This window comes from Rhodococcus sp. 05-2254-2 (assembly GCF_002259095.1).
In the GTDB taxonomy this organism is placed as follows: Bacteria; Actinomycetota; Actinomycetes; order Mycobacteriales; family Mycobacteriaceae; genus Rhodococcoides.
The window spans coordinates 679,236-690,789 of the sequence record NZ_NOZJ01000001.1; the positions used below are offsets into that span (position 1 = coordinate 679,236).

General features: G+C 64.8%; 15 protein-coding genes and 1 pseudogene. 12 read left to right on the forward strand and 4 right to left on the reverse strand.

The window, feature by feature from the left end; all coding sequences use genetic code 11:
* Positions 1 to 4: 4 nt before the first annotated feature.
* Both CH283_RS03425 and CH283_RS03430 read left to right on the forward strand, forming a co-directional pair.
* Positions 5 to 1,303 (forward strand): O-acetylhomoserine aminocarboxypropyltransferase/cysteine synthase family protein, encoded by a 1,299-nt coding sequence (locus CH283_RS03425; protein ID WP_094629584.1) that lies wholly within the window; start codon positions 5 to 7, stop codon positions 1,301 to 1,303.
* A complete protein-coding gene (locus CH283_RS03430) occupies positions 1,300 to 1,785 on the forward strand; it encodes a CoA-binding protein (RefSeq protein WP_094641257.1) in 486 nt (161 codons plus the stop codon). Before CH283_RS03425 ends, CH283_RS03430 begins: the two co-directional genes overlap by 4 nt.
* A 13-nt stretch (positions 1,786 to 1,798) precedes the next feature.
* On the opposite strand, the gene CH283_RS03435 is transcribed toward CH283_RS03430, so the two are convergent.
* Entirely contained in the window at positions 1,799 to 2,500 is a 702-nt protein-coding gene (locus CH283_RS03435) for an SDR family oxidoreductase (protein ID WP_068053041.1), read from the reverse strand.
* A 60-nt stretch (positions 2,501 to 2,560) separates the two neighbouring features.
* Here CH283_RS03435 and CH283_RS03440 point away from each other — a divergent pair, with 60 nt between their 5' ends.
* Entirely contained in the window at positions 2,561 to 3,001 is a 441-nt protein-coding gene (locus tag CH283_RS03440) for a MarR family winged helix-turn-helix transcriptional regulator (protein WP_094629587.1), read from the forward strand.
* Here the strand turns inward: CH283_RS03440 and CH283_RS03445 are convergent.
* Complete coding sequence (locus tag CH283_RS03445; RefSeq protein ID WP_255183065.1) at positions 2,976 to 3,737, reverse strand: SDR family NAD(P)-dependent oxidoreductase; 762 nt, start codon at positions 3,735 to 3,737, stop codon at positions 2,976 to 2,978. The genes CH283_RS03440 and CH283_RS03445 overlap by 26 nt on opposite strands.
* 61 nt (positions 3,738 to 3,798) lie before the next feature.
* Between CH283_RS03445 and CH283_RS03450 the strand changes: the two genes are divergently transcribed.
* The 3 genes from CH283_RS03450 to CH283_RS03460 are packed head-to-tail and all read left to right on the forward strand — an operon-like array spanning position 3,799 to position 5,291.
* Positions 3,799 to 4,383: a TetR/AcrR family transcriptional regulator gene (locus CH283_RS03450; RefSeq protein WP_094641261.1), complete on the forward strand. Its 585-nt coding sequence runs from the start codon at positions 3,799 to 3,801 to the stop codon at positions 4,381 to 4,383.
* A 10-nt stretch (positions 4,384 to 4,393) separates the two neighbouring features.
* Positions 4,394 to 4,825, forward strand: coding sequence for a DUF1810 domain-containing protein (locus tag CH283_RS03455; protein WP_094641263.1), 432 nt, complete (start codon positions 4,394 to 4,396; stop codon positions 4,823 to 4,825).
* Between the two features lie 10 nt (positions 4,826 to 4,835).
* Positions 4,836 to 5,291 (forward strand): 6,7-dimethyl-8-ribityllumazine synthase, encoded by a 456-nt coding sequence (locus CH283_RS03460; RefSeq protein ID WP_094641265.1) that lies wholly within the window; start codon positions 4,836 to 4,838, stop codon positions 5,289 to 5,291.
* 414 nt (positions 5,292 to 5,705) lie between these two features.
* Here CH283_RS03460 and CH283_RS28620 read toward each other — a convergent pair whose 3' ends face one another.
* Complete coding sequence (locus tag CH283_RS28620) at positions 5,706 to 5,945, reverse strand: hypothetical protein (protein WP_255183066.1); 240 nt, start codon at positions 5,943 to 5,945, stop codon at positions 5,706 to 5,708.
* Between the two features lie 50 nt (positions 5,946 to 5,995).
* Between CH283_RS28620 and CH283_RS28625 the strand changes: the two are divergent.
* Positions 5,996 to 6,322 (forward strand): annotated as a pseudogene (locus tag CH283_RS28625) (DUF222 domain-containing protein); the annotation flags it as partial.
* Between the two features lie 459 nt (positions 6,323 to 6,781).
* Here the strand turns inward: CH283_RS28625 and dapD are convergent.
* Positions 6,782 to 7,735, reverse strand: a complete 954-nt coding sequence (gene dapD, locus CH283_RS03470) for a 2,3,4,5-tetrahydropyridine-2,6-dicarboxylate N-succinyltransferase (protein WP_094641267.1) — start codon at positions 7,733 to 7,735, stop codon at positions 6,782 to 6,784.
* 210 nt (positions 7,736 to 7,945) lie between these two features.
* On the opposite strand from dapD, the gene CH283_RS28185 reads away from it, so the two are divergent.
* Genes CH283_RS28185 through CH283_RS03495 form a run of 5 tightly spaced genes read left to right on the forward strand, consistent with a single transcriptional unit; the run spans position 7,946 to position 11,500 of the window.
* A complete protein-coding gene (locus tag CH283_RS28185) occupies positions 7,946 to 8,089 on the forward strand; it encodes a hypothetical protein (protein ID WP_176460385.1) in 144 nt (47 codons plus the stop codon).
* 46 nt (positions 8,090 to 8,135) lie between these two features.
* A complete protein-coding gene (locus tag CH283_RS03480) occupies positions 8,136 to 9,080 on the forward strand; it encodes an SMP-30/gluconolactonase/LRE family protein (protein ID WP_094641271.1) in 945 nt (314 codons plus the stop codon).
* 11 nt (positions 9,081 to 9,091) lie between these two features.
* A complete protein-coding gene (gene dapE, locus CH283_RS03485; RefSeq protein WP_094641273.1) occupies positions 9,092 to 10,177 on the forward strand; it encodes a succinyl-diaminopimelate desuccinylase in 1,086 nt (361 codons plus the stop codon).
* Between the two features lie 10 nt (positions 10,178 to 10,187).
* Entirely contained in the window at positions 10,188 to 10,940 is a 753-nt protein-coding gene (locus tag CH283_RS03490; protein WP_094641275.1) for a TIGR00730 family Rossman fold protein, read from the forward strand.
* Positions 10,937 to 11,500 carry a TIGR00730 family Rossman fold protein gene (locus CH283_RS03495; protein WP_094641277.1) on the forward strand — a complete coding sequence of 188 codons (564 nt, stop codon included), beginning with the start codon at positions 10,937 to 10,939 and terminating at the stop codon, positions 11,498 to 11,500. The genes CH283_RS03490 and CH283_RS03495 overlap by 4 nt, the downstream gene beginning before the upstream one ends.
* Positions 11,501 to 11,554: the final 54 nt, after the last annotated feature.

An 11,554-nucleotide genomic window follows, 5' to 3' on the forward strand; every position in this document is an offset into this window, starting at 1 on the left:
TGTCATGAGCGAACGGACATTCGGCCTGCGTACCAGAGCAATTCACGCCGGAGCGAGACCGGATCCTTCCACCGGTTCGCGTGCTGTGCCCATCTATCAGACGGCCAGCTACGTGTTCGAGAATTCTGCGGACGCAGGCGATCTGTTCGCTCTGCAGAAGTACGGCAACGTCTACAGCCGCATCGGCAACCCCACGGTCGCCGCCTTCGAGGAGCGCATCGCGAGCCTCGAAGGCGGCATCGGGGCGGTGGCGTTCGCCAGTGGGTTGGCGGCCGAGTTCGCAGTGTTCGCTGCGCTTGCCGGCACCGGCGACCACATCGTCGCCGCGGCCGGGCTCTACGGCGGCACGGTGACCCAGCTCGACGTCACACTACGTCGCTTCGGCGTCGAGACCACGTTCGTTCCCGGTACCGATCCTGCGGATTACGCAGCAGCGGTGACGGATTCGACCAAGCTGATCTACGCGGAGATCATCGGCAATCCGTCGGGGGAGATCGCCGACCTCGAGGGTCTCGCCGCCGTGGCCCACGATCACGGAATTCCGTTGGTGATCGACGCGACGATGGCGACGCCGTGGCTGAGCCGGCCCATCGAATTCGGTGCCGACATCGTGATCCACTCGGCCACCAAGTTCCTCGGTGGTCACGGATCGACGCTCGGGGGAGTGGTGGTCGAATCCGGGCGATTCGATTGGGGCTCGGGCAAATTCCCGCAGATGACGGCCCCGGTGGATTCGTACGGCGGTCTGTCGTGGTGGGGGAACTTCGGCGAATACGGCTTTCTGACCAAGCTGCGCAGCGAGCAGTTGCGCGACATCGGTGGCGCACTCGCACCGCAATCGGCATTCACGTTGATCCAGGGAGTGGAGACGCTGCCGCAACGCATGGACGCGCACGTCGCCAATGCTCGGGTGGTCGCCGAGTGGCTCGAGGCAGATCCCCGGATCGAGTACGTGAGATGGGCCGGGCTGCACAGTCACCCACACCACGACCGAGCAGCGAAGTACCTCCCCACCGGTCCCGGTGCGGTGTTCGCCTTCGGAATCGACGGTGGCCGCGAGGCCGGGCAGGCGTTCGTCGAGAGCGTCCAGGTCGCCAGCCACGTCGCCAACATCGGTGACGTGCGCACGCTGGTTATCCACCCGGGCAGCACCACGCACCGACAACTGACCGACGAGCAACTGCGCGGAGCAGGTGTCGGTCCCGAGCTGATTCGTATCAGCGTCGGCCTCGAAGACGCCGAGGACATTCTGTGGGACCTGGATCAGGCCCTGACACTGGCAACAGGAAAGGCTCGGTCATGAGCGAACGCACCTGGCAGGGCCCGTCCGCGCCGCAGCGGCAACGCATCCTGCGAGAGACGACGACCGTCGCGATCGTCGGAGCGTCCAAGAACCCCTCGCGGGCAAGCTACTTCGTCAACCGCTACCTCTCGTCGACGAGCAACTACGAAATCTTTCTGGTCAACCCGACGGTCACCGACATCGAAGGAACGACGGTCTACCCCACACTCGCCGACCTACCGAAGCCGCCGGATCTGGTCGACGTGTTCCGCAAGTACGACGACCTTCCTGCAGTGCTTTCGGAAACCATTGCAGCGCAGGCGAAGACGATCTGGCTTCAATTGGGGCTGTGGCACGAGCAGGTGGCCCAGGACGGCGAGGCAGCGGGATTGAACGTCGTCATGGATCGGTGCCTCAAGATCGAACACGCCCGATTCCACGGGGGATTGCACCTGGCCGGATTCGATACGGGAGTGATCGATTCGCGTCGGACACGGGGGTAGGCGCGCGTACGCCTCACCACGTGAGGACGGTGTTGTCCTCGAAAACCAGTCCGGTGGGTCCGTCGGCGTCGAGGGTGGCGAGTCGAATCGCCACGGCCGCACCCTCGTCCGGCGATCGCGTTCCGCGGAATCCATTGAAGTCGGTGGCGACGTGCCCAGGAGCTGCTCCGTTGACCTTGATCGGGGTATCGGCAAGGTCTCGGGCGTAGTGGACGGTGAGGGCGTTCAGAGCGGTCTTCGAGCTCGAATACGCCATCGATGGCGTGCCCACCCATGCGCCGTCCTCGCCGATGGAACCGCGCTTGCTGGTGACGTTGACGATCCGACCGGCCGGGGACTCTCTCAGTAGCGGCAGGAATGCGTTGGTCACATCGACGACGGCGAAGACGTTGACGTCGTACACCTTTCGCAGATCCGACGAATTCTCCTCGATAGGGCGGTGATAGCCGACGTTGATGCCTGCGTTGTTGATCAGAGCGTCGAGGTGGCCCACTTCGGTGTCGATGTGTCGGACGGCCTCGTCGATGTCGTCGGCCGAGGTGACATCGAGCCGAATCGGGCGTACGTCTCCGTCGATCCCGGTGGCCGCGGTGACGCCCCCGGCGAGATCTCGCGAGCCCAGATAGACGACAAACCCCTGGGCGGCGAGGCCGCGGACGATGGCAAGGCCGATGCCTCGGTTGGCACCCGTGACCAAAGCAGTGTGTGTTGTCATATCAACACCATGCACCCGGTTGTGTTGTCATGTCAACAGGTCGGTGGATAGGGTGGCGCAATGACGCTGTTGAACGAATCCGAGATGGCCCTGTGGCACGCGTGGAAGCGGGCGCAGGACGCCGTATGGACTCGCGTCACCGCGGAGATCGCGGACAGAACTGGCTTGTCGGATCAGGACTTCGCGGTTCTGACCCGAGTGCACGAAATAGGGCATGGGGTGCTGCGACAGAGCGCATTGGCGGCGTTGCTCGAGTGGCATCGCAGTCGGCTGTCGCATCATCTGACCCGAATGGCCGACCGCGGACTGATCACTCGTCGTCCGGTCGACGGGGGAGTGGAGGTAGTTCTCACCGAGGTGGGGCGCGACGCCGTCGTGCGCGCGCGGCCCGTTCACGCGGAGGCGGTCAGACGGTATCTGCTCGACGCGATTCCGGCTTCCGAGCGAGTGGTGTTCGAGCGCATCCTTGCCGGCCTCATGCTTTCAGCAGGCGACCACTGATCACGGTGGCCAGTGCACGTGGAGCAAAACGGACACTGCCGGCGCTGATCTTGTTGGACAGGCCGGACACGATGCTGGCGGGGGTGCGGCGAGAGTCCAACGCGCGCAGAGCCGTCGCGACCACTTGCTCGGAGGTCTGGAAGTTGCCCACCGCGGCGTCCTCGGATCCGACGACGTCGAAGAACTCGGTGCGGGTAGGGCCGGGGGAGAGCGCGAGAATCTTCAGCAGCGAGGCGCGGTGCTCGAAGGCCAGCGCTTCGGTGAAGTTCAGGACGAATGCCTTCGTTGCGCCGTAGACGGCCATGTTGGGTGTGGGTTGGTACGCGGCGGTACTCGCGACGTTGATCAGTGCGCCGGTCAGGTTCGGCAGGAATGCGTGAGTGAGGTCGACCAGCGCACTGATGTTGAGGGCGATCTCTGCGGCCACGCGCTTCGGATCCTCGTCGGCGAACTTCCCGTGCGTGCCGAAGCCTGCGTTGTTGATCAGTGTGGTGGGTGTGATTCCCCTGTCCGCCAATGTGGTTCGAAGGGTTTCGCCGATGCCGGGGACGCCAAGATCCATGGCTACGACGGTGGCCGTCACCCCGTGATCGGCTTCGATGCGCCGTGCCAGGGCGTTCAGTCGATCGGTGCGTCGCGCCACGAGGACGACGTTCTCGCCGCGTGCGGCGAAGCGGGTGGCGAATTCCTCGCCGAGCCCCGAACTTGCTCCGGTGATGAGCGCTGTGGAAGTCATGGCCGCCAATGTAGGCAGTGTCAGCATTGTTGTCAACGCCAACATCACCTAGGGTGAGGGCATGGCAACGCAGCGCTACCACCATGGCGACCTGCGCGCGGTGTTGCTCGACGAGGCCGAACGGAGCATCGCGCACGGCGGGGTCGACGCGTTGTCGCTTCGGCAGCTGGCCAGAGACGTCGGCGTCAGTCACGGTGCCCCGGCGCGCCACTTCCGCGACAAGCAGGCGCTGCTGGATGCATTGGCGCTGCACGGATTCGAGGAATTGAATCGCCGGATGGTCGCAGCGGCAACGGGACCCGGTGAGCTGATGGCCAGGTTCCGTGGCGTCGCCCGTGCCTACCTCGGATTCGCCGTCGAACACCCGGAGTTGCTGGACGTCATGTACAGCACCAAGCACCACCCCGACGCCAGTGAGAAGCTGAAAAGCGTTGCGCACGAGAGTATGACCGCCACCGAGGCTTTGCTGAAGGAGGCGATGGCGGCCGGTGTGATCACCGAGGCTCCACCCGAGATACTCGCGCGCGTCGCTTTTGCGAGCGTGCACGGACTCGCGATGCTGGCCACCGGCGACCTGCTCGACGGCGTCCCGACCGAGGATCTGCTCGACGCCACAGTCGACACTCTGCTGCGCGGGTTCACCTAAGTTGAACGGCATGACCGAATACGACCTGCAACGCTTCGTCGATGCTCAGGACCCCGTCTGGACCGCGGTGACGAAGGAACTGAAAGCAGGGCGAAAGCAGACACACTGGATGTGGTTCGTGTTCCCGCAATTGGCCGGATTGGGGCGCAGTGCGCCTGCCCAACACTTCGGCATCGCCGATCTGACCGAGGCGGAGCTGTACATGTCTCACGAGGTACTGGGGCCGCGCCTGAAGAAGGCGGCCCGGCTTGTGGTGGCTGTCGAGGGGCGGACGGTCGAGGAGATCTTCGGTTATCCCGACAACCTGAAGCTGCATTCGTCCATGACGCTTTTCGCCGAAGCTACCAAGGGTCAGTCCGTATTCGGCGAAGTGTTGCAGAAGTATTTCGCCGGTGAATTCGATGGCCCGACACTCGACTTGCTCGACGAGCGATACCGCTAGCATCGCACCCATGACCACTCCACTCGCCGGTTCCATTGCCTTCGTCCACGCCAGCTGGCACCTGGACATCGTCGATCGCGCGCGAGTGGGATTCTCCGCCGAACTGCAGAAGCTCGGACAAGCCGAGACGCCGCTCGACGTGTTCGAGGTGCCCGGGGCCTTCGAGATCCCACTGCACGCACAGCGGTTGGCCAAGACGGGCAAGTACGCCGCAATCGTCGCCGCTGCGCTGGTGGTCGACGGCGGAATCTACCGACACGATTTCGTCGAAACAGCGGTCATCGACGGCCTGATGCGAGTGCAGCTGGACACCGACGTGCCGGTGTTCTCGGTAGTGCTGACACCACACCACTTCCACGAACACGACGACCACACAGCCTTCTTCACCGCGCACCTGGAGAAGAAGGGTGCCGAGGCTGCACGCGCAGTGGTGAAGACTCTGGCGTCGCTGGGGACCATCGGCTGACGCTGGTCCGAGCCTCCGATATCGATAGCGACGGAAGGCCGGTTCGACGCCGACTGGGAGGCCGGCGGGTTCGAGCTACGGGAAGTTGCACCCGAGAACTTCCTGCTGACGTACACCCTGCTGCTCGACGACCGGCTCACCCGCAGGGTCACGGTGTGGCAGCGAAGTAACGATGCATGGAAGATTCTCTACCACCAAGGAACTGTGGTGGTCGACCGTGAATCGTGAAGAATGAGTCGGCTCCTATCACACGCCTCCGACAGGTTTGATTCTCGAATCCTTGTGCAGGGCAATAGTTTTCGATTGCACTATGGTTGTCAGTCGAACGCGCGTTCGATACACTTGCTCCATGACCACGGAGATCTGGCAACTGAGCGAGAGCGAACTGCTCGCCGACGCCACCGCGGTCTCCCATCAGATCCAGTTGTTGGAAGCCAGGCGGATCGCTCTCGTCGCCGAGATCGACACCCGCGTCTCACGGGAGAAACTCGGCTTCCCCGGACCCGCCGGCTGGCTGACCTCCACCACCCTGCTCTCACCGTCCAAAGCAACCAAGATCGTCGCCCTCGCCCGCGGCATGGCTGCGTTTCCCGACATCGCCGACGCCGTCAACACCGGCGTCATGACCATCGACCACGCCGCCCTGATCCTCACCTTCGCCGAAACACCTCCCGGAAAAGGGTCGCGATGCCGCGCGCGCCGCCTTGATCAAAGCTGCGACAGGGCCCGACGCGCGCACCGGCCGGATCCGAGCAGCGATCACCAGACTCGAAGACAGCTTCGGCAGCAAGAAACCACCCGCCGAGAACACCGACCGCAACGAACTCTTCGCCTCCACAACCCTCAACGGGCGGCTGGTACTCAAAGGAGACTTCGATGCTGTCACCGGCGAGAAACTGCTCACTGCGCTCTCCCCGTTGACCGAACCCCACCCCGCCGCCGACGGCACCCAAGACCAGCGCAGCCCCGCCAGGCGCAGAGCCGACGCCTTCGGACACATCCTCGACCAGTACCTCGCCTCCAGGGATCGCCCCATCGAAGGCGGAGAGCGCCCGCACCTGAACCTGCACATCCGGTTGCAGGACCTCACCGACCTCCGCGACATCGCCGACGACATCACCGACGACGAAACCTCACGCGCAGCAACAGAATCCGACACCGACACCGCAGATCCAGTCGACATCAACACCCGACGGCGGCCCCACCGACATGAACAATCTGGTTCTGTTGTGCGGGTTACACCACCGCCTCATGCACCACTCCGACTGGGAAGTGTTCATCGGCACCGACAACCACCCGTGTGGGGGCACCTCCCGCTTGCGGGGGCTCGTACCGCCGGCAACCGTCGACCCCTACCGGCAACCCAGGCCATCCCACGCCCGAGCAGGCCCCCACATCGCGTGAGCCTCAGGAAAGACTCCAGCCCCGCACCGAGAACACGGTGCGGGGCTGGACGAGATTGTTCGACAGGCCGATTGGGGTGGAGCAAGCTAGTCGTTGGCGTGCAATGCCGCGTTCAGTTCGACGCCGGTACCCTTCCACGGCACCACCTCGACAGCACCCGACAGCGAGTTGCGACGGAACAGCAGGTTCGACTTGCCGGACAACGTGGCAGCCTTCACCACTGTCCCATCCGGACCGCTCACCTTCGTGCCGGCGGTGATGTAGAGCCCGGCCTCGACGACGCAGTCGTCACCGAGCGAAATGCCGAGCCCGGAGTTCGCGCCCAACAGGCAGCTCTTACCGACGGAGATGACGTTCTTGCCGCCACCGGAGAGCGTGCCCATGATCGACGCACCGCCACCCACGTCGGAACCGTCGCCCACCACGACACCCGCGGAGATTCGTCCCTCGACCATCGAGTTGCCGAGCGTGCCGGCATTGAAGTTGACGAAGCCCTCGTGCATGACCGTCGTCCCGCTGGCCAGGTGCGCGCCGAGACGAACGCGGTCGGCGTCGGCGATACGAACTCCGGTGGGAACGACGTAATCGACCAGGCGCGGGAACTTGTCGACTCCGTACACGGTCACCGGACCGCGGGCGCGCAGCTTTGCGCGCACCGTCTCGAAACCGTCCACCGCAGCGGGCCCGAAGTTGGTCCACACCACGTTGGCCAGCAGACCGAACACTCCGTCGAGGTTCTGCCCGTGCGGCTGAATCAACCGGCGCGACAGGAGATGCAGTCGCAGATACGCATCGTGGGCGTCGATCGGGGCGTCGTCGAGCGAGGCGATGCTGGTGCGCACTGCGACGACCTCGACGCCGCGCGCCTCGTCCGGTCCGACGAGAGCGGCCAGCTCCTCGGGGACGTCCGAACCCTCGAGCCGGGTGGTGCCGGTCTCGAAGCCCGACCCGAGCTCCGGGCTCGGAAACCAGGTGTCGAGAACAACGCCCGACGTCGTGATGTTGGCTATTCCTACTGCTGATGCTCCATGTGCGCTCACGGGACGAAGAATACGCGGTGGGCCGAATGCGGTGGGCTCGGCAACCGGCTCCGGTCGGCGACTGTTCTGCACACGGTCTCGGGCGTGCGGATTGCGGGAACACCTCGATTCGGGTGCTGCGTCGGTTCGTTATCGGTTCGACTGCCGAGCGTGATCGCATCGGGATGCAGGCCGACGAATCGGCGGCGGGGAGCTGACAGAGTGTGTCCGGTGATCACTCGTACCGCCTCCCGTAGCCGTGGCGCGACCTCGGCGATGGCGGGCAGTGTGTCCTTCACCGGGTTGGTGACCACCCTGGCGACGACGATCGTGCTCGGAGTCGCGCTGGGTTTGGTTGTCACAGGCGCGTGGTAGACATCGTCATCGGCTGACAGGGGGTCGCCGAGGCTGGGGGAGTGCCATGAATTCGAGCATGTCCGCGCGCGTGCGTTCGGTCGTCACGGCTATTGCTGCCGCTGTGGTGGTGTCGAGCGGTGTCGTCCTCGGCTCCGGCACCGCAGCCGCAGATCCCGATTGCGCCGGAGCAGGCGGGCCGTCGGCAGTGGTCGCACGAATCCCGGGGTCAGCTCTGGAAGGACTGGCAGTCGACGCGTCGGGCCGCGCCTACGTCACCGACATCGTCTCCGGCCGGGTGTACCGCATCGACGCGCCAGGACAGGCCGCCTATCCCATCGCGATGGTCCCCAGCGGAGGCGGTGGCGCTCTGGCCTGGATGCCCGACGGCACCCTGCTGGTCGGCTACGGAGCGGACCCTCGCGTCTTCGTCGGAGACATCGTCAGGGCCGCGGGGATCGTTCGACTCGACGTCGACACTCTCACCGTCACTCCGTTCGCGTCCGGTCTGAGCGCGGCCAACGGCCTTGCCGTTGCCGCCGACGGAACGGTGTACGCCACCAACGACTTCGGCTCGCTGATCGGCCGGATCAGCCCCGACGGTTCGGTCGACCCGGCGTGGGCGAGCTTCCCCAGTGCCAACGGCGCGGTGCTCGACGCCGCCGATCGGTACCTGTACGTCTCGCGGACTTTCGTGAACCCGGGCGTCAGCAGGATCCCGATCGCCGACCCCTCGGCACCGGAAAGTGTTCTCGACCTGTCGGGACTCGACGGCTTCGCGGCTCCGGACGGGCTCACCCTCGACGATGCGGGACGCCCGGTGGTGCCGCTCAACGCAGGCGGCTCCGTCGTCCGCATCGATGCGCCGGGGGCGACATGTGTCATCGGCACCGGTACGCGGTTGACGAGCGTCGTGGCCTACGGACGTTCCGACCAGGGCTTCTCGAGCGGAAGATTGTTCGGTGCCGGCTTCGACGGCGTGGTCCGCGAGATTCCGGGATCCACGGCCTAGAGTTTTCTCCCGTGACGCTCGAACTGCATGCCGACCCGATAGACCTCACCGCGGCACTGGTGGACATCCCCAGTGTCAGTGAGGACGAATCGCGCATCGCAGACGAGGTGGAGCAAGCGCTTCGCGAGCAGACGACGGGCTTCGAGATCATCCGCAGCGGCAACGCCGTGCTGGCCCGAACGAACCGCGGACTCGCATCGAGGGTGATGCTCGCGGGTCATCTCGACACGGTTCCCATCGCAGACAACGTGCCGTCGAGGCGCGAGCACGACAGCGCCGAGGGCGACATTCTGCACGGGTGCGGAACCGTCGACATGAAGTCGGGTGACGCGGTGTTCCTGCACCTCGCCGCCACGATCGACAACCCTGCGCACGATCTGACCCTGGTGTTCTACGACTGCGAGGAGATCGCGGCCGCGCGGAACGGACTGGGCCGGATCGAACGCGAACTCCCCGAATGGCTCGCTGCCGACGTCGCGATCCTCGGCGAACCTTCCGGCGGATTCATCGAGGCGGGTTGCCAAGGGACGCTGCGGGTTCGGCTGACGGCGTCGGGAACACGGGCTCACAGTGCCCGATCCTGGTTGGGCGACAATGCAATTCACAAATTCGGTGCGGTCCTCAATCGACTCGCCGCGTATCGTGCGCGCACAGTCGATATCGACGGCTGCGTGTATCGCGAAGGGCTGCAAGCAGTCCGGATCTCCGGTGGGGTCGCGGGCAATGTTGTTCCCGACGCAGCCGAACTCGACGTCAACTTTCGCTTCGCGCCGGATCGCAACGTCGACGACGCCGTCGAACACGTTCGTGAGGTCGTCGAGGGACTGGATCTCGGCTTCGAGGTCACCGACTCGTCGCCCGGAGCACTTCCCGGTTTGAACCGACCCGCAGCGTCCGCTCTCATCGAGGCAGCGGGCGGACAGTTCCGGGCCAAATACGGCTGGACGGACGTCTCCCGCTTCTCGGCGCTCGGGATCCCGGCGGTCAACTACGGACCCGGCGACCCCAATCTGGCCCACAAGCGCGACGAACGCGTACCCGTCGAGCAGATCACCCATGTCACACAGGTTCTCCGGAGCTACCTCTCTGCCGGATAGCCTGAACGCCATGAACAGCGTTGAAGGACACGGCAGCGAGAAGCCGGCCAAGCACAAGGGATCCGTAGTACTTCGGCGTGGCCGGAACACCGAGACCTCCACTTCGGATCAACGGCTGCTCGACGAGCGAGGGCCAGGAAACTGGATTCACTCCGACACCTGGCGAGTGCTGCGCATCCAGAGCGAATTCGTCGAGGGATTCGGTGCGCTGGCCGAGGTCCCGAAGGCCGTGACCGTGTTCGGTTCGGCGCGCACCCCCGTCGACCATCCCGAGTACGAGCGCGCCCGGCAACTCGGAGCCGCTCTCGCGAAGGAGGGCTTCGCCGTCATCACCGGCGGCGGTCCCGGGGCGATGGAAGGGGCCAACCGCGGTGCGAGCGAGGCCGACGGCTACTCGATCGGGCTCGGCATCGAGCTGCCGTTCGAGCAGGGCCTCAACGAGTGGGTCGATCTGGGCGTCAATTTTCGCTACTTCTTCGTGCGCAAGACCATGTTCGTGAAGTACTCCCAGGCGTTCGTGTGCCTTCCCGGCGGTTTCGGTACTCTCGACGAACTCTTCGAGGCGCTGACCCTGGTGCAGACCGCCAAGGTCACGAAATTCCCGATCGTGTTGCTGGGCAAGGACTTCTGGTCGGGACTGCTCGAATGGCTCGAGACGACGCTCGTGAAAGAAGGCAAGGTGTCCGAGAAGGACCTCGACCTCATCCACTGCACCGACAGCGTCGACGAGGCTGTCCGGATCGTCCGCGAGGCCCAGCAGTGAGCGAGCGAGCATCGACCGAACGCGCGCTCAGCGTCTGCGTCTACTGCGCGTCGGGTCCCGTCGACTCTTCGTTCATCGACCTGGCCGGTGAGGTCGGCACCGAGATCGGTCGACGAGGCTGGCAGCTCGTCTCGGGCGGCGGGAACGTCTCGATGATGGGCGCGGTCGCCGCGGCAACGCGAGCAGCGGGCGGCAATACGGTCGGCGTGATTCCGAAAGCACTCGTGCACCGTGAGGTCGCCGATGTAGACGCCGACGAGCTGATCGTCACCGACACGATGCGTGAGCGGAAGAAGATCATGGAGGACCGCGCCGACGCGTTCATCACCTTGCCCGGTGGGATCGGGACGTTGGAGGAGCTGTTCGAGACATGGACGGCGGGCTACCTGGGCATGCACAGCAAGCCGATGGTGATGCTCGATCCATTCGGACATTTCGACGGCATGATGCAGTGGATAGAAGGTTTGCGAGAGACCGGATTCGTCCAGCAACGCGCCCTGGACGCCCTGGTCAGAACGTCGACCGTCGATGCAGCATTGGATGCCTGCGCAACGTTGTGACAGGTCACCAAGCGCGGCCACGAAGTGGGATGCTCAAAGTTGTTACTCTCAAGT

Excerpts from the sequence above, each read along its gene's own strand:
- CH283_RS03425 (WP_094629584.1), top strand. The coding sequence starts at position 5 with ATGAGCGAACGGACATTCGGCCTGCGTACCAGAGCAATTCACGCCGGA.
- CH283_RS03430 (WP_094641257.1), top strand. The coding sequence starts at position 1,300 with ATGAGCGAACGCACCTGGCAGGGCCCGTCCGCGCCGCAGCGGCAACGC.
- CH283_RS03435 (WP_068053041.1), bottom strand. The coding sequence starts at position 2,500 with ATGACAACACACACTGCTTTGGTCACGGGTGCCAACCGAGGCATCGGC.
- CH283_RS03440 (WP_094629587.1), top strand. The coding sequence starts at position 2,561 with ATGACGCTGTTGAACGAATCCGAGATGGCCCTGTGGCACGCGTGGAAG.
- CH283_RS03445 (WP_255183065.1), bottom strand. The coding sequence starts at position 3,737 with ATGACTTCCACAGCGCTCATCACCGGAGCAAGTTCGGGGCTCGGCGAG.
- CH283_RS03450 (WP_094641261.1), top strand. The coding sequence starts at position 3,799 with ATGGCAACGCAGCGCTACCACCATGGCGACCTGCGCGCGGTGTTGCTC.
- CH283_RS03455 (WP_094641263.1), top strand. The coding sequence starts at position 4,394 with ATGACCGAATACGACCTGCAACGCTTCGTCGATGCTCAGGACCCCGTC.
- CH283_RS03460 (WP_094641265.1), top strand. The coding sequence starts at position 4,836 with ATGACCACTCCACTCGCCGGTTCCATTGCCTTCGTCCACGCCAGCTGG.
- CH283_RS03480 (WP_094641271.1), top strand. The coding sequence starts at position 8,136 with ATGAATTCGAGCATGTCCGCGCGCGTGCGTTCGGTCGTCACGGCTATT.
- CH283_RS03490 (WP_094641275.1), top strand. The coding sequence starts at position 10,188 with ATGAACAGCGTTGAAGGACACGGCAGCGAGAAGCCGGCCAAGCACAAG.